The following is a 21,207-nucleotide window of genomic DNA, read 5'->3' as shown; positions in this document are numbered from 1 at the left end:
CAGCATCCGATCGCGCAGAAGGCCTCGGCGGTCGCAGCCGAGGTGCGGGCTCGCCTGCAGGAGGCAGGCAAGCGGATTCAGAGGTGGTGGGGCGGCTTCTCGTTGAGGAACCTGGTGAAGTCGTCGTCAGCGGAGACGGAGGTCCCGGCCGGGTCTCCCCAGCCTCGGTCCGAGTCGTCGGCCGACGGACGGCTCAGCGGGTCGTCGAAGACCAGCCCCGAGCCGGTGGGCGTCACTGGCGAGGACGCCACCGCCGAGGGCCTCGACGCGGGGGATGCGGAAGGAGAATCCGCGGCTCCGGAGGCCCCTGCGCCGCCGACGCCGTCCGCGGCGCCTGCACCTTCAGCTGCGCCGGCTCGCTCGCCTGCTCCGCCGCTGCGGGACTCCCGTCCGTGGTCGTCGACTGCGCTCATGCCCCCAGAGTACGGCGCAGGCGAGGACCCGAGGGAACCGTTCCGGCCCAAGGCGTTGTACGGGGATACCCCAAGTGTCCGTTTGAGGCAGTCATCCGGATATACCTGGCCCCATGGAGACACCCAAGCCGGTCCAGCGGCCACCCCAGCCCCCCGTGCCGGCTCCCGCGGCGGGGTACGCGGGGGAGCTGGACATCGACCGAAGCGACCCCGCGTACCGCCGCTGGTTGAGCGAGGCTGTGGCGAAGGTCCATGCCGACGCGAACCGGTCCGCCGATACCCATTTGCTGTCAGTTCCGCTCCCGGCGGACTGGGGCGTCGACCTCTATCTGAAGGACGAGTCGACGCATCCGACCGGCTCGCTCAAGCACCGCCTGGCCAGGTCCCTGTTCCTGTACGCCCTGTGCAACGGGTGGATCCGCCCCGACCGCCCGGTGATCGAGGCGTCCAGCGGGTCTACGGCCGTTTCGGAGGCGTACTTCGCCCGGCTGATCGGTGTCCCCTTTGTGGCCGTGATGGCGCGTGGGACGGTACGGGCGAAGGTGGAGCTGATCCAGTTCCACGGCGGCCGATGCCATCTGGTGGAGGACCCCTGCGAGGTCTACGAGACGGCAGCGCGGCTGGCCAGGGAGACGGGCGGCCACTACATGGACCAGTTCACGTACGCGGAACGGGCGACCGACTGGCGAGGCAACAACAACATCGCGGAGTCGATCTTCCGGCAACTGGCCGCGGAGCGGCATCCGGTGCCGGACTGGATCGTGGCGACGGCTGGGACCGGCGGTACATCGGCGACCCTGGCCCGCTACGTCCGCTTCGCGCAGGCGACCACCGGAGTCTGCGTGGCCGATCCGGAGAACTCGGCGTTCTTCCCGGGCTGGCGGGACGGCGACCCGTCGGTGAGGACAGGGACCGGCTCCAGGATCGAGGGGATCGGCCGCCAGCGGGTGGAGCCGAGCTTCGTGCCGGGCGCGATCGACCGGATGATGCGGGTTCCGGACGCCGCGTCGATCGCAGCCGTCCGCGTGCTGGAGCGCCTCCTCGGGCGCCGCGCGGGGGCGTCGACCGGGACCGGCCTGTGGGCGGCGTTCCGGATCATCTCGGAGATGCGTGAGTCCGGTCGCCGTGGCAGCGTCGTGGGGCTGATCTGCGACCCCGGCGAGCGGTACGTGGAGAAGTACTACTCGGACGGCTGGCTGGCGGAGCAGGGGATCGAGATCGGCCCGTACGTGGAGCGGCTGGAGCGGTTCCTGCGGTCCGGGATCCTGGACGGACCGGAGCCTGAGGAGCGCGGCTGAGGGCGCGTTGGGCTGCGCACGTGAGGACGTATGGCCCAGGGTGTTGCTCATGAGCGATCCCACGACGCCATCCGCTCCGGCAGGGCCCGGGTCGCCGGCGGTCCAGGCCGTGCGCAGGATGACGCCGCGCAGCCGTACGGAGGAGCACCGGGCGTCCACCCCACTGGAGCTGTTCTTCGACCTGTGCTTCGTCGTTGCCGTGGCCCAGGCCGGGGGGCGCCTGGTGCACGCCGTGGGCGACGGGCATCCCGGGCACGGCGTGGTCGGCTATCTGACGGTTTTCTTCGCCATCTGGTGGGCCTGGATGAACTTCTCCTGGTTCGCCTCGGCTTACGACACGGACGACGTGCTGTACCGCGTGACCACGCTCGTGCAGATCGTGGGCGTGCTGATCCTCGCGGCCGGCGTGCCGCGAGGATTCGACGACGGGGACTTCCGGCTGACTGCGATCGGATACGTGGTCATGCGACTGGCGCTGGTCACGCAGTGGTTGCGTGCGGCACGGTCGGCGCACCGGAACGGGGCGGTCGAGGAGCGAGCGACGGCACTGTCGTACGCGGTCGGGGTGACGGTCTGCCAGGTCGGCTGGGTGATCCTGCTGGTTCCGCACGGGGCGCCGCCGGTGTGGGTGTTCGCGCTGCTCGCAGTGGCCGAGATGGCGGTCCCGCCACTGGCGGAACGCCACGCGCCCACGTCGTGGCATCCGCGCCATATCGCCGAGCGCTACGGTCTGTTCACGATCATCGTGCTCGGGGAGTCGGTGTCGGCGGCGACGGTCGCCGTGCAGTCCGCAGTGGACTCGCAGGCGTCGACGGCGAAGCTGCTGCCCATCGCGGCGGGCGGACTGCTGATCGTCTTCGCCGCGTGGTGGATCTACTTCGCAGTGCCCATTCACGACCATCTGGCCTCCAACCAGCAGGCGTTCTTGTGGGGGTACGGCCATTTCGCCGTGTTCACCTCGGCGGCGGCGATCGGTGCAGGACTGGAGATCGCGGTCCGGCAGGCCACGGGTGAAGCGGAGATCTCGACCAGAGCGGCGTCGGCCGCGGTGACGCTGCCGTCGGCGGTGTTCCTGTTCACGGTGTGGCTGCTGCACTCCCGGCACTACAAGCGCGGCCTGGCGCAGCAACTCACCCTGCCTGTCTCTGCGGTGCTGGTCCTGGTGTGCACGGTGACCGGCTCTCACGCGGTGCTGTGGTCGGGGCTGGTCTGCGCGGCGGCCGTGGTGGTGGGGGTGTGGCAGTCGGCGAGGGCGTCGAAGTGACGGGCCCGGCCGGGGTCAGACGCCGCTGGCGCCGATCAGTGCCCCGACGGCGTAGGTGACGGCCATCGCGATGGCGCCTCCGGCGGCGTTGCGGATGATCGCCGGCCGCACGGGGGCTCCGCCGAGACGGGCGCTGCCCCAGCCGCAGCCGACGAGAGCCAGCAGCACGGACACGACAGTGACGGTCAGCCGCCAGCCAGGCGGGGGCAGCACGATCGCGAGCAGCGGCAGCAGGGCTCCCGCGGTGAAGGAGATGAAACTCGCCCAGGCGGCGTGCCAGGGGTTGGCGAGTTCGTCGGGGTCGATGCCGAGTTCGACTCGGGCGTGGGCGCCCAGAGCGTCGCGGGCGGTGAGCTGTTCTGCGACCTCGCGTGCCAGGTCATGGGTGATGCCGCGTTCCTCGAGCAGGCCGGTGAGCTCGTCGAGTTCGGCTTGCGGGGTGGTGGCGAGCTCTTCGCGTTCCAGGGCGAGGGCGGCCTGCTCGGAGTCGCGTTGAGTGCTCACGGAGACGTATTCGCCTGCCGCCATCGACAGCGAGCCGGCGAGCAGTCCCGCGAGGCCGGCGGTGAGCAGCGCGGAACGCGAGTCGGTGGCTCCGGCGACGCCGACGACCAGGCCGGCGGTGGAGACGATGCCGTCGTTGGCTCCGAGCACGGCGGCGCGCAACCAGTTCAGGCGGGTGCCGAGCCCGTCGTGATGAGGCTCCCCCGGATGCGGGCCGGCCGTGTCGTCGTCCATGGGTGCAGGGTCTCATCCGACGCCGGTCGGCCGGTGCGGACAGGCCGGACCCCGACGCGGGGGGGATGCGCCGGGGCCCGGGTCTGTGGGGGACCTTTGACGGTCCGTTGTGGGTCAGGCTGCTTCGTAGTCCAGGCCGGTCGCGCGCGCCATGCGCTTGAGGTCGGCGAGGGCGTGCTTCTCGATCTGCCGGATGCGCTCGCGGGTGAGGCCGTGTTCCTTGCCGACCTCGGTGAGAGTGCGTTCGCGGCCGTCCACGATGCCGTAGCGGGCACGGATGATGGACGCGGTGCGGTCGTCGAGGCGGTCGATCAGGCCGTCGAGCTCCTCGCGGCGGAGCATGACGAGCACGGAGTCCTCCGGGGAGGGCGCCGCTCCGTCTTCCACCAGGTCGCCGAACTCGGTCTCGCCCTCAGCGTCGACGGACATGTTGAGGGACACCGGGTCGCGGGCCCAGTCCAGGACGTCGGCGACGCGCTCCGGAGTGGAGTCCAGCTCGGCGGCGATCTCCGCGGGCTCGGCGTCGCGGCCGTTCTCGCGGTTGAACTCGCGCTGCACGCGCCGGATGCGGCCGAGTTCCTCGACGAGGTGGACGGGCAGCCGGATCGTGCGCGACTGGTCGGCGATGGACCGGGTGATGGCCTGGCGGATCCACCACGTGGCGTACGTCGAGAACTTGAAGCCCTTGGCGTAGTCGAACTTCTCCACCGCGCGGACCAGGCCCGCGTTGCCCTCCTGGATCAGGTCCAGGAGCGGCAGCCCGCTGCGCGGGTAGCGGCGGGCGACGGCCACGACGAGGCGGAGGTTGGAGCGGATGAAGACGTCCTTGGCACGCTCACCGGCGAGGACGAGCGCCTCGAGCTCCTCGCGCGCGGCTTCGCCTCCCGCTCCGGCGGGCAGGTCGATGTCTGCGGCCAGGATCCGTTCGGCGTAGACGCCCGCCTCGATGTCCCGCGAGAGTTCGACCTCCTTCGCGGCATCGAGCAGCGGGGTGCGCGCGATCTCGTCCAGGTACATGCCGACGAGGTCGCGGTCGGCGACTTCCCCGCCTGCGGCGCGAACACTGCTGGTCCCGCCTGCGTGACGACGGGCGACGGCACGGGTTGCCATGCGAGCTCCCTTACGAAAGTGCGGTCGGTCTCGGTCGGAACGGGGCCGCGCCGCTGGCTTGCGCCATGTTGCGGCTCCTGCCTTGCGGCTGCCCCTTCCGATCGGGATAACGACTGGAATCCGGACACAATTCCCATGTCGTCACCTGTTTTTTATGATCATGCAGTACCCTGTGCCGCCGCCCGGAGAGGTCGAGACGTGCCCGCTCGTATGGAAGTCCAGGTCAGCCCCGGTGACGAGGCCGATCTGGCCGCGCTCACCGATATCTACAACCACTACGTCCGCGCGACCGCCATCACCTTCGACGTGACGCCCGTCACCCTCGGCGAGCGCCGCCCGTGGCTGCTCGCCCACCCGGAAGACGGCCCGCACCGCCTCTTGGTTGCCCGGGACACGCGTACGGGCGACGGAATCCTCGGTTATGCGACGAGTAGCCCGTTCCGGCCGAAGGCCGCGTACGCCACGTCCGTGGAGACCAGCATCTATCTGGCGCCGGGCGCGGGCGGCCGGGGCGTCGGCACCCTGCTGTACGAGCGGCTCTTCGCAGCACTGCGGAGCGAGGACGTCCACCGCGCCTATGCCGGGGTCACCCTGCCCAATGAGGCGTCGATACGGCTCCACGAGCGCTTCGGCTTCGAGCGAGTCGGGGTGTACCGGGAGGTGGGGCGCAAATTCGGCGTCTACCACGATGTCGCGTGGTTCGAGAAGCGCCTGGAGTGACCGCCGGGATCCGGGCGTACGACCCGATCGGCGAGCCGAGCGCCGAAGCTTGTTTGAAGCTTCAAGCATGTACGGCTACTGTCGTTGCGTAAGCTTGAAGTTTCAAGGAGGCTGGCGATGGCCACACCGACCGACGGGCGCATGCCCGCCCTGTACCTCTCGCACGGTGCGCCGCCGCTCGCCGACGACCCCGTGTGGCCGGGCGAACTGGCGGCCTGGGCGTCCGCCCTCCCCCACCCCAAGGCCATCCTGGTCGTCTCGGCACACTGGGAGGAGGCCCCGCTGGCGATCGGCGCGACCACGACGCTTCCGCTGGTCTACGACTTCTGGGGCTTCCCCGAGCACTACTACCAGGTGACCTACGAGGCGCCGGGTGCGCCGGCGCTCGCCGAGGACGTGCGCAAACTGTTGCGCGCCGCGGGCCACCCGGTGCAGGACGTGCCGGACCGCGGGCTCGATCACGGGGCGTACGTCCCCCTGGTGGAGATGTTCCCGGCCGCGGACGTCCCGGTGCTCCAGGTGTCGCTGCCGACGCTGGAACCCGGTGCGCTCTTCGAGATCGGCCGCAGGCTGGCGCCGTTGCGCGACGAGGGCGTGCTCATCGTGGGCAGCGGCTTCTTCACGCACAATCTGGCGGCGCTGCGACACGCCGGGGACGGGCCGCCGAGCTGGTCGGCGGAGTTCGACGACTGGGGGCAGCGGGCGCTGGACGCGCAGGACGTGGACGCTCTGCTGGACTTCGAGCACGCCGCCCCGGCAGGACGGCTGGCGCATCCGCGTACCGAGCACTTCGCGCCGCTGTTCGTTACGCTCGGCGCGGCCGAGTCGGATCTCGGTAGTCAGCGCAGCATCATCGACGGCTTCTGGATGGGGCTGGCCAAGCGTTCCATCCAGCTCGGCTGAACAGGAAGACACCGATCTCATGCAGAAACGACACGTCGCCCTCGGCGTGGCAGCACTCGCCGGCGCCCTGGCGCTGACGGCCTGCGGCTCGGACGGCAAGGACTCGGCTGGCAAGGGCCCGGCGGGTTCCGCTTCCGCGTCCGCGCCCGCCGACGACAAGCCGGCGGCCTCGCCGGTCTCGTGGCCGGCGCCCACCGACGCCTCCACGCAGGTGAAGGCGGCCGGCCTGCCGATGCTCGGGCAGGAGGGGCAGGTGCTGCACATCCACAGCCACCTGGACGTCTTCGTGGACGGCAAGACCGTGACCGTCCCCGCCGAGATCGGCATCGACGAGGCGAAGCAGCAGATCAGCCCGCTGCACACGCACGACACGTCGGGGGTGGTGCACATCGAGTCGCCGGTGAAGGCGGACTTCACCCTCGGGCAGTTCATGACCGAGTGGAGCGTGCCGGTCAGCAAGGTCGCGCTCGGCCCGCTGAAGACCGGCGGCGGCATGGCGCTGCACGTCTACGTCAACGGCAAGGAGCAGTCCGGCGACCCCGCGGCGGTGAGGCTGGGCGCTCACGACGAGATCGCGATCGTCTACGGCCCGGCCGCCGGGACGGTGCACGTACCGGCCTCGTACAACTGGCCGGAAGGGCTGTAGCCCGAACAGCCGGAGCGGTTCGCGCTGCTCGAACGACAGGCGCCCTGCCTCCTCCGATGCGGAGGAGGCAGGGCGCCTGTGTGCGTGCGCCGCGCGCCCGGGTCAGCGGACCGGGCTCGGCGCACCGGGGTCGGTCGCGACGATCAGTGCGCGACGACCGGGACCGCGAAGTCCTCGACGGCCTCGCCGTCCGCGTGCTCGCCGGTGTTCTGGACCTCGGCGTCGACGAGGACGAACGCCAGGACCGCCGAGAGCAGCAGGATGGCGAACGCCCAGTAGATGGCGACGGAGTAGCCGTGTACGGCGCTCTCGTTGACGAACAGGGCGTTCTTCAGGTCCGCCGGGCTCGTCTTGTGGGACGCGACCCACGCGGTGGTGGCACTGGCCGCCAGGGTGTTCAGCAGGGCGGTGCCGATGGAGCCGCCGACCTGCTGGGAGGTGTTGACCATGGCGGACGCGACGCCGGCGTCCTCCGGGCGCACCCCGTGGGTGGCCATGCTCATGGCCGGCATGAACGCGGTGCCCATGCCGAGGCCCATGAGGATCAGGCCGGGCAGCAGGACCACGGCGTAGCTGGAGTCGACCTTGATCTGGGCCAGGATCAGCATGCCGATCGAGGCGACCAGGAAGCCGGGCGCCATCAGCAGCCGCGGGCGGACCCGCAGCATGAGCCGGGCGCCGATCTGGGTGGAGCCCACGATCATGCCGCCGACCATCGGCAGGAAGGCGAACCCGGACTTCAGCGCCGAGTAGCCCATGACCTGCTGCAGGTAGTAGGTCAGGAAGAGGAACAGGCCGAACATGCCGATGACGGCCAGGCCCAGCGACAGGTAGACGCCGCCGCGGTTGCGCTCGGTGATGACACGGAGCGGCAGGAGCGGGGCCTTGACCCGGCTCTCGACGATCACGAAGACCGCCAGCAGGACCGCGGAGGCGACGAACAGGCCGAGGGTGATGCTCGCGGTCCAGCCGTCGCTCTCCGCGCGGCTGAAGCCGTAGACGAGCGCGACCAGGCCGGCGCTGGCGAGGATGACACCGGGGACGTCGAGCCGGTTGGGGTTGCGTCCGTGGTCGGGCTCACGGATGACCGTGGCCGCGCCGATGACGGCGGTGACCGCGAAGGCGATGTTGACGAACAGCGCCCAGCGCCAGTTCAGGTACTCGGTGAGGACGCCGCCCAGGATCAGGCCGACGGCCGCGCCGGCGCCCGCGATGGCGCCGTAGATGCCGAACGCCTTGGCGCGCTCCTTGGCGTCGGTGAACATCACCGCGAGCAGCGACAGGGCGGCCGGCGCCAGCAGGGCGCCGAAGACGCCCTGGAGGGCGCGGGCGCCGAGCAGCATCTCGGTGTTGACCGCGGCGCCGCCGACGGCCGACGCGGCGGCGAAGCCGAGCAGGCCCACGACGAAGGTGTTCTTACGTCCCCACAGGTCAGCGACACGGCCGCCGAAGAGCAGAAGTCCGCCGAAGGCGAGGGTGTAGGCGGTGACGACCCACTGGCGGTTGCCGTCGGAGATGCCGAGGTCGGCCTGGGCGGACGGCAGTGCGATGTTCACGACGGTCGCGTCGAGCACGACCATCAGCTGGGCTATCGCGATGAAGATCAGCGCTGTCCAGCGCTTCGGATCTGGCAGAGGTGCTTCTGGCATGACGGGTCTCACTAAAGGTGCGGAGTGACAGGACGTGGGGACGTTTGTCAGCGAAAGTGTCAGCGATCGCCTTGCGGGCGTGGAGCGGCGCCCGGCTGCGGTGCCGGCGTCCCGGAGGACGAGCGGGCTTCTCTCACGTCTGGAGATTGTGGACGACGGCACTGACAGTCACAGCTTCACGAGGCGTGAGGCCGATGACGTCGACGGGTGCTGCGATACGCCGCGCTGCGCGCTCACCCGCATCATCGCCAGGGCGAACTCGGCAACGCTACAACCGGACAGTTGTGATGTGCGACTTGTTATTTGCAGCCTTTCAGATCCTCCAGGGTTGCAGCGGTCCCCACGAGCACCGAGCGCGCCGGTGCGCGCAGCCCGTCGAGGAAGAGTTGCAGGTGTCGGTGGACGAAGCGGTCGAAGCCGGCGCAGCCGGTGCCCGGAAGCGGCCGGGTGAGCTGCGTCAGTGCGACCATCAGATCTCCGACAGCAATGTCACCACGCAGTTGGCCGGCCCGCTGGGCGCGGTCCAGGAGCGCGTTGATCGACCGCTCCATACGTTGCGCCTGGGCGGCGACGTCGGGGTCCTCGCGGTCGAACGCTTCGGAGAGCATGGGGCACAGGGCACCGATACGTTCCTGGACCGCCTCGAAGACGAACCGGTGCAGGGCGCCGAAGGCGTCGGCCTCCTCCATGAGGGCGTCCTCGGCCCGCTGGGCGGCGCCGGCCATCACCGACAGGGCGACCTGCCTGACGAGCTCGGCGCGGTCGGTGAAGTGGCGGTACAGGGTGGCGTTGCCGACGCCGGCCCTGCGGGCCACCTCGTCCAGCGCGACGTCGGGGCCGAACTCGACGATCGCCTCGCGGGCCGCGGCGACGATCCGTTCGCGGTTGCGTGAGGCGTCCGCGCGCAGCCGCGCCGTGTGCGGTCGGGCGGCACTCGCGACACCCGTGCCGGCGACGTCCATGGCCACGGCCGGCTCCTTCCTGCGGTCGTTCCCCGTGCGGCGTCCTGTGGGCGGTGAAGCGGAGACTAAGTCCCCGTTTCCTTCGATCGGAGTAAACGGGGAGACCATCCCCGGATATTTCTCTGTCACGTGTGACCTGTATCACATCATCCGACGAGCCCTTTATTGAAGGTTCAAGAAGTGCCGGTACCATGAACACATGGAATGGCTGACGGCGGACGAGCAGACGGCGTGGCGCTCCTTTCTGCAGGCCACGACGCTGCTGGAGGACTACCTCGACCGTCAGCTGCAGCGCGACGCGGGCATGCCGCACATGTACTACGCACTGCTGAGCACATTGTCGGAGACCCCCGCCCGTCGGATGCGGATGACCGAGCTGGCCGAACGTGTCAAGATCACCCGATCCCGGCTCTCCCACGCGGTCGCCCGCCTGGAGGGCGACGGCTGGCTTCGGCGCGAGAGCTGTCCGTCGGACCGGCGCGGGCAGATCGTCGTACTGACGGACACCGGGTACGACAAGCTGGTGCAGACCGCTCCCGGGCATGTGGAGGCCGTGCGTGCGGCGATCTTCGACCGGCTCAGCGCGGAGCAGACCGCCCAGCTCGCCGAGATCTCGCAGGTCATCGCCGACGGGCTGCACCAGCCGGCCGGCGCCGACGTGCCCTGGCTTCGCTGAGGGAAGCGGCGGCGGGAGCGGTCGGCGCACCGCGGGCGGCGCGCGGAGGGACTCAGGCGCGCCCCGACCTGGCCAGCCAGCGCCCCTGGTGCCTGCTGACCTCGATGGGGCGTCCGAAGCACTCGGTCATGCAGGCGCCGTTCAGCACCTCGGCAGCAGGGCCCGAGGTCAGCACCCGGCCCTCCTTGAGGAGCAGGACGTGCCCGATCGCGGGCGACAGCTCCTCCAGGTGGTGGGTGACGGTGATCGTCGCGAGGCCGGAGCGGTTGACCGCGAGCCGGTGCATGGCGTCGATCAGATCCTCACGCGACGGCAGGTCGAGCGCGTTGAAGGGCTCGTCGAGAAGCAGGAGCGAGGGGTCGGCCATCAGGGCGCGCGCCACCAGGATGCGGGCACGCTGGCCGCCGGAGCACACCCCGTAGGGGCGGTCCGCGAGCTCCTTGATCTCCAGCTCCGCCAGCAGCGCGTGGGCCCGCTCGCGCACCTCGGTGTCGTACCGCCGCCACAGCGGCTGCACCGTGCCGGTATGACCGGTCAGTACGACGGTATGCGCGGTGGCGTCCTGCGGGACCTTCTGGGCGGAGGACACCAGCCCGATGTGGGCGCGCAGTTCGCGCATGTCCACACGGCCGAGGCGGTGGCCGAGCACCTCGACGGTCCCGGTCGTCGGGTGCATGAGCGCACCGATGAGCCGAAGTACGGTCGTCTTACCGGCGCCGTTGGCGCCGAGCAGCGCCCAGTGCTCGCCGGAGCGCACCGACCAGGTGATCTCGTCGAGGATGACCTGTCCCGTGGTGTAACGCCGCACACTCGCCGCGTCCAGCGCCGCGACGACCCGCGCGGCGCCGTCGGCGCCCGGGGCGCCCGTACCGTTGGCTGCCATGGCGCGACGATAGCTGCATCCGCCATCTTCCCTGTGCGGCGTTCCGCCATGTGGGCGCCTCCCGGCGCCCCGCGGCGGGAGGCTCACATGGGGACGCCTGCACCCTCCGGGCTGGGATCGGACAGGCTCTTGGGGACGCCGCGCCGGTACAGCAGCAGGGTGACCAGGAAGCCGACGGCGAAGAACCCGGCCGACCACCAGTAGGCGACCGAGTAACTGTGCAGCTGCGCCTGGGCGGCGACCGCGGGTGACGGCTTCCTGCTGCTCGCGTAGTGCGAGGCGGCACTGATCGCCAGGGTGTTGAGAAGCGAGGTGCCGACCGAGCCGCCGACCTGCTGCGAGGTGTTGACCATCGCCGAAGCCACCCCTGCGTCGCGGCTCTGGACGCCGGCGGTGGCGAGGTTCATGCCGGTGGCGAAGATGGCGCCCAGGCCGAGACCGAGCAGCAGCAGCGGGGGCAGGACGTGGGCGGCGAAGGTGCTGTGGGCGTTCAGCGCGGTCAGCCAGGCCATGGCCCCCGCCGACAGCAGCATTCCGGTGGGCACGATGGGTTTCGCGCCGTAGCGGGGCACCAGCACGTTGGTCGTCGTCACCGAGGTGATCATGATGACCACCACCATCGGCAGGAAGGCGAGGCCGGTCATGACCGGCGAGTACGACAAGGTGCGTTGCAGGTAGTACGTCAGGAACAGGAACACACCGAACATGCCGGCCCCCGAGATGAACATCGCAAGAAACGACGCCCCGCGGTCGCGGTCCGCCACCACGCGCATCGGCAGCAGAGGGTGCTTGGCGCGCCGCTGCCACAGGACGAACGCGATCAGGAGCAGTCCTCCGACCAGCAGGAAGCCCCATGTGCTGGGCGCGCCCCACTGGTGGCGCTCGGCGTTGGAGAAGCCGTAGACGATGCAGAAGAGGCCGCCGGAGACGAGGGCCGCGCCGGGCAGGTCGAGGTCGGGGCGGTTCTTGGGCGATCCCGACTGCAGCAGGCGCAGACCGCCGAGGAACGCCACAGTCGCGAAGAGCAGATTGACGTACAGACACCAGCGCCAGTTCAGGTACTCGGTGAGGATGCCGCCGAGCAGCAGGCCGACCGCGCCGCCCGCGCCGGCCACGGCGCCGTAGATGCCGAACGCCTTGGCCCGTTCCTTCGGGACGGTGAAAGTGGTCGTCAGCAGGGACAGCGCGGCCGGCGCCAGCAGCGCGCCGAACATGCCCTGCAGGGCGCGGGCGCCGACCAGCACCTCGAAGCTCGGGGCGGCGCCGCCGATGGCAGAGGCGACCGCGAAGCCGATCAGCCCGATCAGGAAGGTCGTCTTACGGCCGATCAGGTCCGCGAGGCGCCCGCCGAGCAGCAGCAGCGATCCGAAGGCGAGGGCGTAGGCGGTGACGATCCACTGCCGGTTGCCGTCGCTGAAGCCGAGGGCCTGCTGCGCGGAGGGCAGTGCGATGTTCACGATCGTGGCGTCGAGCACCACCATGAGCTGGGCGAGCGCGATGACGCCGAGCACCCACCACCGGTGGGAGGAGGCGTCGTCGCCGCGGGTGGGCCGGGTGTCGCCGCCGGCCTGCCCGGGCGTGGAGCTGTCCTGGGTGCTACGGGCCATGATGTGGCTCTCCTCGGCGCGAGACAGCGCTTCCCCCCGCCTCTCCCACGCTAGGTGCAGGTCAGCGGACCCGCCACGCGGGCGACGGCAGGCTGGGGGTGCCTCGGAACGATGCCGGAAGCGGCCGGATCGCGCCCCATCGGCGGCGGCCGGCGGGGCGTGGTGCCGCGACGAGGCCGTACCGGGGGCGTACGGAGTCCGTGCCGTGTCGCGGGCCGCGATCGGGCCGAGGAGCTGCCCGTGATCCGGTCCCCGAACCGGGCACAGCGGCAGCTCCTCCGTCTCCTGGTCCCGCACCGGCCGATGGTCCGATGAACGGGAGAAACCAACCGCGACCGCCATCGGACGACCGTCCCTGGTGGCGATGACGGTCACGGCGTGTTCGGCCGCCGGCTGGGCGACTCGGACACGACTATGAGTAACCGCCCATTCGATAGGACTAACTCCCCGTCACCTGTTTGGCGTGACCCGATGAGCGGATGACCCCACCGCGGTGTACACGGTCGGGTGACCGCACCCGGCACGACGGCGCCCAGCCCGACGCAGCAGCACGACGCCGCCCCGACGGCCGCCCGCCACGTAGCGCCCACCTGCCTCGTACGCACTAACACTGCGCGCGGCGCCGCCGCAGTGGACGTTCTCTGATGATCAGAGAGTCGGACTGCGCGGGTGAGGGAGTGCTTCCGGTGGCGACGATTGCGAGCGGCGCGGACGCGGGCGGCGACGCTCCCGGGTCGCGCCCGCTCGCCGACGACGAGCGGGCGGAACTGGTCGCGCTGCGCCGCCGGTACGCCGGCCGCCGGTGGTGGCGCTCGGCCCTGTCGGCGCTGCTCATCACGCTGGCCGCGGTGCTGACGCCGCTCAGCGCGGTGGCCGTGTGGGTCGCGGACGAGATGAGCGACACCGACCGCTACGTGGCGACGGTCGCTCCGCTCGCCCGCCATCCCGACGTCCAGGCGGCGGTGAGCGGCCGGGTGACCGACGCCATCATGAAGAAGGTCGACCTCGACGCCCTGCTGTCCAGCGTGAAGCCCAGTCAGCGGCCCGCTCTTGAGTCGGCGCTCGGCACCCTCAGCGGGCCCATCACCTCGGGGGTCAGGGATGTCGTGCAGGCGGTGGTGGCGAAGTTCGTCGCCAGCGCCGCGTTCGAGCGGCTGTGGGTGCAGCTGAACCGGCAGGCGCACACGGCGTTCACCGGCGCGCTGACGGGCGACAGCGACACCGCGGTGAAGGTGAACGGCGACGAGGTGGTCATCGACCTCGCGCCGGTCGTCGACCAGGTCAAGCAGCGGCTGGTGGACCAGGGCCTGGGCGTCGCGGCCCACATCCCCCGGGTGCACACCGACTTCGTCCTGGTGAAGTCGCACGACGTTCGCAGGGTCAGAACCGGGTTCCGCGCCCTCCAGCTGGCCGGGAACTGGCTGCCCGTCGTCACGGTGGTCCTCGCCGCGGCGGGCGTCCTGCTGGCGGCGCGGCGGCGGCGCGCCCTGGTGACGGCGGCGCTGGCCATCGCCGCGGGCATCGTGGTGCTCGGAATCGGACTGTCGCTCTTCCGGATCATCTATCTCGATCATCTGCCCGCGAAGACCGACGAACGGGCCGCCGGTGAGGTCTATGACCAGCTCGTACGTTTTCTGTGGGCGACCATCCGCATGGTGGTCGCCCTGGGTGTCGTCGTCGCCCTCGGTGCCTGGCTCAGCGGTCGCGGGCGCTGGGCGCTGCGCGTCAGGAGGGCGTGGGAGTCGGCCATCGCGGGCGTCCGTGAGGCCGCCGGGATCAGGTCGACGGGGGCGGTCGGCGCCTGGGTGCACCGGCACCGGACGCTGCTGCAGTGGTGCGTCGCCGCCGCGGCCGCCGTCGTCCTGGTGGTGTGGTCCTATCCGACCGGGCTGGTCATCATCCTGATCGCGGTGGTGACCCTGGCGGTGCTCGCGGTCGTCGAGTTCGTCGACGACGGGAGGCGCCCGCCAGGGCCGCCCGGGCCGCCAGGGCCGCACGAGCCCGCGTCGCCGCCGGCGAAGGGGTGAGGCCGCAGCCCGCGAGGACCGCGCGCGCCACCCCTCCACCCGTGTCGACGTCGCGCCCCGCGGCTCACTGTTCGGTGGCCGCCAGGGCAGCGAGCTGCTCGGCGAACGGCACGACCGCCTCCTCGACGGCGGGACCGGTCGGCCGCGCGGCGACGAGGGCGGCCAGTTCACCGGCCGCACGGTCGACCCGCACGTCGAGCGCGCCCTCGCCGGCCGCGCCCCAGTCCTCGGAGGCCGCGTAGACGGCCGTCGGCACGACCACGGCCCGCAGGTACGCGAACAGCGGTCGCATCGCGTGCTCCAGCACCAGGGAGTGCCGGGCGGTGCCGCCGGTCGCGGCGACCAGCACCGGAGTGCCGGTCAGCGCGTCCTTGTCGATGATGTCGAAGAAGGACTTGAACAGGCCGCTGTAGGAGCCTGTGAAGACCGGGGTGACGGCTATCAGGCCGTCCGCGCCGGTGACCGCGTCGACGGCCTCGCGCAGCCGCGGGCCGGGGAAGCCGGTCACCATGTTCTGGGCGATCTCGTTGGCCAGCTCGCGCAGCTCGATCACCTGGACGTCGGCCCGCTCGCCGCCGCCTCCTCCTACGCGCCGGGCGGTGGCCGCCGCGAGGCGGTCGGCCAGCAGCCGGGTCGAGGAGGGACGGCTGAGTCCTGCGGTGACGGCCACCAGTTTCCTCGTCATGCGTCACTCTCCTGCAGTGCGGCGAGGTCGGCGTCGCGGCGCGCGACCAGCGCCTTGTGGGTGGGGCCCTCCGGGACCTGCGCGGGCCGTCCCTTGGCGAACTCCTCGCGCAGCACCGGCACGACCTCCTCGCCGAGGATGTCGAGCTGTTCGAGGACCGTCTTCAGCGGCAGTCCCGCGTGGTCCATCAGGAACAGCTGCCGCTGGTAGTCGCCGAAGGACGCGCGGAAGGCCAGCGTCTTGTCGATGACCTCCTGCGGCGAGCCCACGGTCAGCGGCGTCTGCTCGGTGAACTCCTCCAGCGACGGGCCGTGCCCGTACACCGGCGCGTTGTCGAAGTACGGCCGGAACTCGCGCACGGCGTCCTGGGAGTTCTTCCGCATGAACACCTGGCCGCCGAGCCCGACGATCGCCTGTTCGGGCGTGCCGTGGCCGTAGTGGGCGTAGCGCTCGCGGTAGAGGCTGATCAGGCGCTTGAAGTGCTCCTTGGGCCAGAAGATGTTGTTGGCGAAGAAGCCGTCGCCGTAGTAGGCGGCCTGTTCGGCGATCTCCGGGCTGCGGATCGAGCCGTGCCAGACGAACGGCGGCACGCCGTCCAGCGGCCGGGGCGTCGAGGTGAACGACTGCAGAGGGGTGCGGAACCTGCCCGCCCAGTCCACGGTGTCCTCGCGCCACAGCTTGTGCAGCAGCGCGTAGTTCTCGACGGCCAGCGGGATGCCCTCCCGGATGTCCTTGCCGAACCAGGGATAGACGGGACCGGTGTTGCCTCGTCCCATCATCAGATCGACGCGGCCGTCGGCCAGGTGCTGGAGCATCGCGAAGTCCTCGGCGATCTTCACCGGGTCGTTCGTGGTGATCAGCGTGGTCGACGTGGAGAGGATCAGATGATCGGTCCGCGCGGCGACGTATCCGAGCATGGTCGTAGGAGAAGACGGTACGAAAGGCGGATTGTGGTGCTCGCCGGTGGCGAAGACGTCGAGTCCGACCTCCTCCGCCTTCTGCGCGATGGTCACCATCGCCTTGATCCGCTCGTGCTCGCTCGGCGTCCGTCCCGTCGTCGGATCCGTCGTGACGTCGCCGACCGTGAAGATCCCGAACTGCATCGCTCCCACCATCCCATTTGGTTGATTGTTCAACCACTCGAACATTCCGCGGGCCGACCCTATTCCCCGGCCCTCCCCCGCGTGGAACCGGGCGACATCGCCGCTATTCTCACGATGTAATCGGGCCCCGGCACGAACCGCGGCGCCCGGCAACGAACGGACGCGTTCGCCCTTCGACGCCCGGCATCGAGCACGAGGCCCGGCAGCCGGCACCGGGCCGACACGTCCGGGCACGGACCGGGGGCCGGGCCCCGGCGGGAGAAGGGGGATGTCCGTGATCACACACAGCGAGGGTCCTCAGGCGCCGCGCCTGAAGGACGTGGCAGCCGCGGCCGGCGTGTCGGTGAAGACCGTCTCGAACGTGGTCACCGGCGCCGTACCCGTCTCCGAGAAGACCCGCACCCGCGTCCAGCAGGCGATCGACGCCCTCGGCTACCGCCCCAACGCCACCGCCCGCCAGCTGCGCACCGGCCGCAGCGGTGTGATCGCGCTGGCCTTTCCCGAACTGCCCTCGCCGTACTTCGCCGAGCTGGCGCTCGAGGTGATCGCGGCGGCGCGCCGGCACGGCTGCACGGTGCTGATGGACGACACCGGCGGCGATCCCGACGCCGAGCTGCGGATCGCCTCCGGCCTCGGGAACCCGATGATCGACGGTGTGATCCTCAGCCCCCTCGGCCTCGACCAGGCCGGGCTGCTGGCCCGCGAGCACCGGATTCCGCTGGTGCTGCTGGGCGAGGCGGACCTCGGCCCGGTCGCCGACCGGGTGCACATCGACAACGTCTCAGCCGCGCGCGACGTCACCAGGCACCTCATCGACCAGGGCTACCGGCGGATCGCCGCCATCGGCTGGCAGGACCCGTCCCCCCGGGCCACGGCGCTGCAACGCCTACAGGGCTACTCCGAGGCGCTCCAGGCCGCCGGCCGCCCCGTCGACCACGAGCTGCTGCCCCCGGTGAACGCCTACTTCCGGCCGGACGGCGCCGCGGCAATGCGCCGGCTGCTCACGCTCCCCGAGCGGCCCGACGCGGTCTTCTGCTTCAACGACCTCCTCGCGCTCGGCGCCATGCGCGCCGCGCACGAGGCGGGCCTGAGCATCCCCGGGGACATCGCGTTGGCCGGGTTCGACGACGTGCAGGAGGCGGAGTACGCGATCCCGTCGCTGACCACCGTCGCGCCGGACAAGCGGAAGATCGCCGAACTCGCCGTCAACTGCCTACTGGAGCGCGCCGCGGGCGGCCACACGGGCCCGAGCCGGCTGATGACGCCCGGCTACCGCGTCGTCGTACGCGAGAGCAGCCGCCTGCGCTGAAGCGTCGCAGCGCTGACGGGCTCGCGCGCTGCCGTGAGGACGTACGGCCGCGGCGGTCCGGCCCACCCCCCGTGAGCGGGCCGGAACCTGCCGCGGCACGAGTGCGGCGCCCGGCCGCCGGGGAGCCGAGCGGCGTCCATGGTCCTCACGACCGGAGGAAAACCGTTTCGCCATCCCTGGGGCGACCGGGCATCGCACCGCTTTCTAACGTTGTACAAGACAGTGACTCCGCGCCGACACTGCTGTCAAGGAGCGCGCGTCCGCGGATCGCCCCAGGAGGCCGCGGGCGAGACGGCGACCGAAGGCGCCTGCCCCACCGCAACGGCGTCGGTCTTGCGTCGCGGTACGGATAAACCCGCAGACGGGTGAACTCGAGCGGCGACCGTGGCACCCCTGGGCGGAGCAGCCGCACCGGTGCCATGGAGGCGGCAGTACGCGCCGGAGGGGTGGGCAACCCGCTGGGAGCGCGCTGTCATTCCGGTGCTTTCCAACGTTGTCATCCGAGGTGGGCGAGCGCCGGAGCCGGGCCGCCGCCCGCCGAAGGCCGACCCGATCCGGCCGCTCGCCGTCCTGCTGGCGGTGCGCTCGCTGCATCTGAGCACCTGGCTGCCCGCCGACCTGCTCGCCGGCCACTGGCCGACGTTCTGGACCGGCCGCACCACGGCGATGACGGGCATCGCGCGGATCGACGGCGTCAACCACCTCTTCATGGGCGCGCCGAACGTGCCCGACCACCCGCTGCCGCGCGGCCTGGTCCAGCGCGCCCTGCGGTTGACCGCGACGCGCTCGCAGGTCGTTCTGGACGGCGGGGGCGTGGCGTTGACGCTGACGTTCCTGTCGCCGGTCGAGCCGGGCGACCTGCGCCAAAGTCGATGCCGCTGCCGTACATCCCCGCGGATGTGCGCAGCGTCGACGGGGCAGCGCACGACGTGGCGCTGTATGTCGACATCTCGGGTGAGTGGGCGCACGGCACCTCCGGTACGAAGATCGGGTGGTCGCAGGAGCGAGTCCCCGGTTCGGACGGACGCCGGGCGGCGGCGGGCGATCAGCGATCGCTGGCCGGTGTTCGCCTTCCACCGTCGACCACGGCAGCGTGCACGGCACGGCGCGCTCGGCGGTGCTGTCCGTCGGGCACGTGCGGGAGCCCGCCGTCGGCTGTCTCGGCGGGCGACGGCCCCGTCACGACGGCCGCGGGCAACGCCACGGACGCCACCCGCCACCGGGCCACCGCCCGCGACTACGCCGCCCGGTGGAGCGCCAGGGCGCAGGACGCCACGCCCGCCACCTCAAGCGGCGTCCCGCCGCCGTCCGCCCGCCCGCCTCCGTCGCGCGGGCGAGCGGAACCGCCCCGCACCAGCCGCTACACTGTGCGGTGGCGCGGCCCAGCTGCCCAGCGCCCCAGTAGCTCAGGGGATAGAGCACGGCTCTCCTAAAGCCGGTGTCGCAGGTTCGAATCCTGCCTGGGGCACACAGCACGACCAGCCTTCCGCGCACGCAAACGGCCGGTGCGCACGCAAAGGGCCGGCTCACGGGGATGCCCCCGCGAACCGGCCCTTCCTCGCGTCCGCGTCCGTCACCAGCCGGGCTCCGGAGGGCCGACGATGCCGGCGCCGACCTGGGCGGCGAGCCACGCGGGGCGCGCTTCGTCACCGGGTCTGGCGTGGACGAAGACGGTGTGCTCCGCGGTCCACTCGGAGCAGTGGATGTCGCCGCTGTTGCAGGCGATCTGCAACTCGGCGTATTTGTACTCCTCGTGCTCCCACCCGAGTTCGGGCAGCGCCGGCCACTTCAGGTTGTGCCACAGGACGTAGCACCTCGTGATGTCCGCCCAGGCCGTCAGGGTCTCGCGGGCCTCGACGACGGAGGCGACGCGCAGCGACAGGCTCACAGGAAGCCCGCCGACGCCCTCCCCGTAGGGCTGGGCCCTCGCCTCGGGGAAGCCGTCGGCCAAGCGCTCCAGGACGTCGCTGCTGCGAGCCCAGGCTTCCAGGTTGCACCACGTCGGGTCGTACCAGCTGGCGACCGCGAGCAGCCGCTCCGCCAGATCGAAGGCCTCGCTCACGTCCGTGGTCCGCATCAGCGGCCACGCCTGTGTGTTCCCCATACCGCGCATCCTGCCGAGGAGCTGTCAGCCGGTCCATCCCGTTCAGCGGCCCGGTCCGTCACGGGAGCCTCCTCATCACGCGCAGTCCCAGCCGGTGGGCAAGGGCCGCGACTGCGAAGCCGACGAGTGCCGCAAGCGTGTGGGCGTGGTCCGGGACCAGCCGTCTCGCCGTCTCGAAGGCGGGCGGCAGAGCGAAGAGGAAACCGGTGGTGGCGGCCAGGTAGGCGCCGAGCCTGTCCTTGGTCCACCGCACGTTCGACGAAGAAGTGCTTCTCACCCGAACGTTGTATCGGCCGCCCTCAGGGCGCGCAATGGTGTGCTGCTACCAGCCGGTGAGGGGTGGGCCGAGGCGGAGGCCGGTGGCGGCGAGCCAGGCGTCCTGGGTGGCGTGGTTGCGGGTGCCGACGGAGAGGTAGACGGCGTGGCTTCCCGGGGCGGGCTCGGTGCACTGGGAGGTCCAGGCGCTGTTCAGGGCCAGGTGGACGCCGCAGAGTTTCGTCGAGGGCAGTCCGCGCAGGTCCGCGTACCAGGCGACGTCGAACCCGAGGGGACCGAGGGCGGCGACCATCGCGTCGAGTTCCTCCTCGGTGCAGCCGTCCTCCGTCGTACGCGCGAAGGGCGGGGTGACGGCGAACGGCAGTTGCAGTTCCAGCTCCCATGCCTCGATCAGGGGCCACAGGTCGGCCATGTCGGGGTGCAGTGCGACCTCGACGGCGTACGTGTCGCCGCCGAGCAGCGTGTTCGTGCGGTGGAGCAGCGCCCAGAACTCGGGCAGCCCCTCGGGCGGGAAGGGCCCGCCCGAGCGCGGCGTGAACCATCCCCGGCTGAAGTACCGCAGCGAGTGGCGGAACTGGTCGGCCGTCACCACCGGCCCCAGGTCGGGGCTGTAGGGCGGTTCCGCGTAGTCGGCGAACTCGGCGAGCAGGCCGCGGGCGCGGGCCAGCGCGGCGTGCGCGTCCGGCAGCGGTTCCAGCACCTCGTACAGCAGCGACATCCCCATGCCCGCCCCCTCCCCGGCGGGCAGCCTAGCCGCCCTGCGGGGGCACGGTGCGGTCGCGGGCGGCGTCCGCTGTGGCGCGGTGGCGGTGGGGCTGCGCCGCGTAGCCTTCG

At 71.2% G+C, this 21,207-nt stretch carries 21 protein-coding genes and 1 tRNA gene; 10 read left to right on the top strand and 12 right to left on the bottom strand.

Going from position 1 to position 21,207, the window contains the following annotated elements; all coding sequences use genetic code 11:
• Positions 1 to 77: 77 nt before the first annotated feature.
• Positions 78 to 251 (bottom strand): hypothetical protein, encoded by a 174-nt coding sequence (locus V2S66_RS29545; RefSeq protein WP_330799800.1) that lies wholly within the window; start codon positions 249 to 251, stop codon positions 78 to 80.
• A gap of 275 nt (positions 252 to 526) precedes the next feature.
• Here V2S66_RS29545 and V2S66_RS29540 point away from each other — a divergent pair, with 275 nt between their 5' ends.
• Together V2S66_RS29540 and V2S66_RS29535 are read left to right on the top strand one after the other, a co-directional pair.
• Positions 527 to 1,711, top strand: coding sequence for a PLP-dependent cysteine synthase family protein (locus V2S66_RS29540; RefSeq protein ID WP_330799799.1), 1,185 nt, complete (start codon positions 527 to 529; stop codon positions 1,709 to 1,711).
• Between the two features lie 49 nt (positions 1,712 to 1,760).
• On the top strand, positions 1,761 to 2,975 hold the full coding sequence (locus V2S66_RS29535; RefSeq protein ID WP_330799798.1) for a low temperature requirement protein A: 1,215 nt from the start codon (positions 1,761 to 1,763) through the stop codon (positions 2,973 to 2,975).
• A 15-nt stretch (positions 2,976 to 2,990) separates the two neighbouring features.
• On the opposite strand, the gene V2S66_RS29530 is transcribed toward V2S66_RS29535, so the two are convergent.
• Positions 2,991 to 3,713, bottom strand: coding sequence for a VIT1/CCC1 transporter family protein (locus V2S66_RS29530; RefSeq protein WP_330799797.1), 723 nt, complete (start codon positions 3,711 to 3,713; stop codon positions 2,991 to 2,993).
• A 114-nt stretch (positions 3,714 to 3,827) separates the two neighbouring features.
• Positions 3,828 to 4,823 carry a sigma-70 family RNA polymerase sigma factor gene (locus V2S66_RS29525; RefSeq protein ID WP_330799796.1) on the bottom strand — a complete coding sequence of 332 codons (996 nt, stop codon included), beginning with the start codon at positions 4,821 to 4,823 and terminating at the stop codon, positions 3,828 to 3,830.
• A 210-nt stretch (positions 4,824 to 5,033) separates the two neighbouring features.
• On the opposite strand from V2S66_RS29525, the gene V2S66_RS29520 reads away from it, so the two are divergent.
• From V2S66_RS29520 to V2S66_RS29510, 3 genes are all read left to right on the top strand, one after another.
• On the top strand, positions 5,034 to 5,543 hold the full coding sequence (locus V2S66_RS29520; protein ID WP_330799818.1) for a GNAT family N-acetyltransferase: 510 nt from the start codon (positions 5,034 to 5,036) through the stop codon (positions 5,541 to 5,543).
• 117 nt (positions 5,544 to 5,660) lie between these two features.
• Positions 5,661 to 6,446, top strand: a complete 786-nt coding sequence (locus V2S66_RS29515; RefSeq protein WP_330799795.1) for a dioxygenase family protein — start codon at positions 5,661 to 5,663, stop codon at positions 6,444 to 6,446.
• A 19-nt stretch (positions 6,447 to 6,465) separates the two neighbouring features.
• Positions 6,466 to 7,092, top strand: a complete 627-nt coding sequence (locus V2S66_RS29510; protein WP_330799794.1) for a hypothetical protein — start codon at positions 6,466 to 6,468, stop codon at positions 7,090 to 7,092.
• Between the two features lie 143 nt (positions 7,093 to 7,235).
• Here the strand turns inward: V2S66_RS29510 and V2S66_RS29505 are convergent, their stop codons facing one another.
• Complete coding sequence (locus V2S66_RS29505; RefSeq protein WP_330799793.1) at positions 7,236 to 8,741, bottom strand: MFS transporter; 1,506 nt, start codon at positions 8,739 to 8,741, stop codon at positions 7,236 to 7,238.
• Positions 8,742 to 9,040: 299 nt separating this feature from the next.
• Entirely contained in the window at positions 9,041 to 9,703 is a 663-nt protein-coding gene (locus V2S66_RS29500; RefSeq protein WP_330799817.1) for a TetR/AcrR family transcriptional regulator, read from the bottom strand.
• A gap of 199 nt (positions 9,704 to 9,902) precedes the next feature.
• Between V2S66_RS29500 and V2S66_RS29495 the strand changes: the two genes are divergently transcribed.
• The gene (locus V2S66_RS29495) at positions 9,903 to 10,379 is read left to right on the top strand and encodes a MarR family winged helix-turn-helix transcriptional regulator (protein WP_330799792.1); all 477 of its coding nucleotides are present in this window, start codon (positions 9,903 to 9,905) and stop codon (positions 10,377 to 10,379) included.
• Positions 10,380 to 10,431: 52 nt separating this feature from the next.
• On the opposite strand, the gene V2S66_RS29490 is transcribed toward V2S66_RS29495, so the two are convergent.
• Together V2S66_RS29490 and V2S66_RS29485 are read right to left on the bottom strand one after the other, a co-directional pair.
• Positions 10,432 to 11,262, bottom strand: coding sequence for an ABC transporter ATP-binding protein (locus tag V2S66_RS29490; RefSeq protein ID WP_330799791.1), 831 nt, complete (start codon positions 11,260 to 11,262; stop codon positions 10,432 to 10,434).
• Positions 11,263 to 11,345: 83 nt separating this feature from the next.
• Entirely contained in the window at positions 11,346 to 12,869 is a 1,524-nt protein-coding gene (locus V2S66_RS29485) for an MFS transporter (RefSeq protein WP_330799790.1), read from the bottom strand.
• A gap of 686 nt (positions 12,870 to 13,555) precedes the next feature.
• Between V2S66_RS29485 and V2S66_RS29480 the strand changes: the two genes are divergently transcribed.
• Entirely contained in the window at positions 13,556 to 14,896 is a 1,341-nt protein-coding gene (locus tag V2S66_RS29480; RefSeq protein ID WP_330799789.1) for a hypothetical protein, read from the top strand.
• 64 nt (positions 14,897 to 14,960) lie between these two features.
• Here V2S66_RS29480 and V2S66_RS29475 read toward each other — a convergent pair whose 3' ends face one another.
• Both V2S66_RS29475 and V2S66_RS29470 read right to left on the bottom strand, forming a co-directional pair.
• Positions 14,961 to 15,581, bottom strand: a complete 621-nt coding sequence (locus V2S66_RS29475; protein WP_330799788.1) for an FMN reductase — start codon at positions 15,579 to 15,581, stop codon at positions 14,961 to 14,963.
• Positions 15,578 to 16,684, bottom strand: coding sequence for an LLM class flavin-dependent oxidoreductase (locus tag V2S66_RS29470; RefSeq protein ID WP_330799787.1), 1,107 nt, complete (start codon positions 16,682 to 16,684; stop codon positions 15,578 to 15,580). The genes V2S66_RS29475 and V2S66_RS29470 overlap by 4 nt, the downstream gene beginning before the upstream one ends.
• A gap of 274 nt (positions 16,685 to 16,958) precedes the next feature.
• Between V2S66_RS29470 and V2S66_RS29465 the strand changes: the two genes are divergently transcribed.
• From V2S66_RS29465 to V2S66_RS29455, 3 genes are all read left to right on the top strand, one after another.
• Positions 16,959 to 17,993: a LacI family DNA-binding transcriptional regulator gene (locus tag V2S66_RS29465; RefSeq protein ID WP_330799786.1), complete on the top strand. Its 1,035-nt coding sequence runs from the start codon at positions 16,959 to 16,961 to the stop codon at positions 17,991 to 17,993.
• A 419-nt stretch (positions 17,994 to 18,412) separates the two neighbouring features.
• Positions 18,413 to 19,426, top strand: coding sequence for a DUF5127 domain-containing protein (locus tag V2S66_RS29460; protein ID WP_330799816.1), 1,014 nt, complete (start codon positions 18,413 to 18,415; stop codon positions 19,424 to 19,426).
• Positions 19,389 to 19,461, top strand: a tRNA-Arg gene (locus V2S66_RS29455). The genes V2S66_RS29460 and V2S66_RS29455 overlap by 38 nt, the downstream gene beginning before the upstream one ends.
• A gap of 105 nt (positions 19,462 to 19,566) precedes the next feature.
• Here the strand turns inward: V2S66_RS29455 and V2S66_RS29450 are convergent.
• From V2S66_RS29450 to V2S66_RS29440, 3 genes are read right to left on the bottom strand one after another with little or no spacing between them, the layout of a single operon-like run.
• A complete protein-coding gene (locus V2S66_RS29450) occupies positions 19,567 to 20,097 on the bottom strand; it encodes a hypothetical protein (protein ID WP_330799785.1) in 531 nt (176 codons plus the stop codon).
• A gap of 58 nt (positions 20,098 to 20,155) precedes the next feature.
• The gene (locus V2S66_RS29445) at positions 20,156 to 20,374 is read right to left on the bottom strand and encodes a hypothetical protein (protein ID WP_330799784.1); all 219 of its coding nucleotides are present in this window, start codon (positions 20,372 to 20,374) and stop codon (positions 20,156 to 20,158) included.
• Between the two features lie 45 nt (positions 20,375 to 20,419).
• Positions 20,420 to 21,097 (bottom strand): hypothetical protein, encoded by a 678-nt coding sequence (locus V2S66_RS29440; protein ID WP_330799783.1) that lies wholly within the window; start codon positions 21,095 to 21,097, stop codon positions 20,420 to 20,422.
• Positions 21,098 to 21,207: the final 110 nt, after the last annotated feature.

It is taken from the genome of Actinacidiphila polyblastidii (genome assembly GCF_036353415.1).
GTDB classification, from domain to species: Bacteria; Actinomycetota; Actinomycetes; order Streptomycetales; family Streptomycetaceae; genus Actinacidiphila; species Actinacidiphila polyblastidii.
The sequence above is the reverse complement of the archived record's forward strand: the minus strand, read 5'-3'. Positions and strand labels throughout refer to the sequence as shown.

Coding starts and splice junctions, on each gene's coding strand:
- V2S66_RS29540 (WP_330799799.1), top strand. CDS start 527: ATGGAGACACCCAAGCCGGTCCAGCGGCCACCCCAGCCCCCCGTGCCG.
- V2S66_RS29535 (WP_330799798.1), top strand. CDS start 1,761: ATGAGCGATCCCACGACGCCATCCGCTCCGGCAGGGCCCGGGTCGCCG.
- V2S66_RS29530 (WP_330799797.1), bottom strand. CDS start 3,713: ATGGACGACGACACGGCCGGCCCGCATCCGGGGGAGCCTCATCACGAC.
- V2S66_RS29525 (WP_330799796.1), bottom strand. CDS start 4,823: ATGGCAACCCGTGCCGTCGCCCGTCGTCACGCAGGCGGGACCAGCAGT.
- V2S66_RS29520 (WP_330799818.1), top strand. CDS start 5,034: ATGGAAGTCCAGGTCAGCCCCGGTGACGAGGCCGATCTGGCCGCGCTC.
- V2S66_RS29515 (WP_330799795.1), top strand. CDS start 5,661: ATGGCCACACCGACCGACGGGCGCATGCCCGCCCTGTACCTCTCGCAC.
- V2S66_RS29510 (WP_330799794.1), top strand. CDS start 6,466: ATGCAGAAACGACACGTCGCCCTCGGCGTGGCAGCACTCGCCGGCGCC.
- V2S66_RS29505 (WP_330799793.1), bottom strand. CDS start 8,741: ATGCCAGAAGCACCTCTGCCAGATCCGAAGCGCTGGACAGCGCTGATC.
- V2S66_RS29500 (WP_330799817.1), bottom strand. CDS start 9,703: ATGGACGTCGCCGGCACGGGTGTCGCGAGTGCCGCCCGACCGCACACG.
- V2S66_RS29495 (WP_330799792.1), top strand. CDS start 9,903: ATGGAATGGCTGACGGCGGACGAGCAGACGGCGTGGCGCTCCTTTCTG.
- V2S66_RS29490 (WP_330799791.1), bottom strand. CDS start 11,262: ATGGCAGCCAACGGTACGGGCGCCCCGGGCGCCGACGGCGCCGCGCGG.
- V2S66_RS29485 (WP_330799790.1), bottom strand. CDS start 12,869: ATGGCCCGTAGCACCCAGGACAGCTCCACGCCCGGGCAGGCCGGCGGC.
- V2S66_RS29475 (WP_330799788.1), bottom strand. CDS start 15,581: ATGACGAGGAAACTGGTGGCCGTCACCGCAGGACTCAGCCGTCCCTCC.
- V2S66_RS29470 (WP_330799787.1), bottom strand. CDS start 16,684: ATGCAGTTCGGGATCTTCACGGTCGGCGACGTCACGACGGATCCGACG.
- V2S66_RS29460 (WP_330799816.1), top strand. CDS start 18,413: ATGGAGGCGGCAGTACGCGCCGGAGGGGTGGGCAACCCGCTGGGAGCG.
- V2S66_RS29450 (WP_330799785.1), bottom strand. CDS start 20,097: ATGGGGAACACACAGGCGTGGCCGCTGATGCGGACCACGGACGTGAGC.
- V2S66_RS29440 (WP_330799783.1), bottom strand. CDS start 21,097: ATGGGGATGTCGCTGCTGTACGAGGTGCTGGAACCGCTGCCGGACGCG.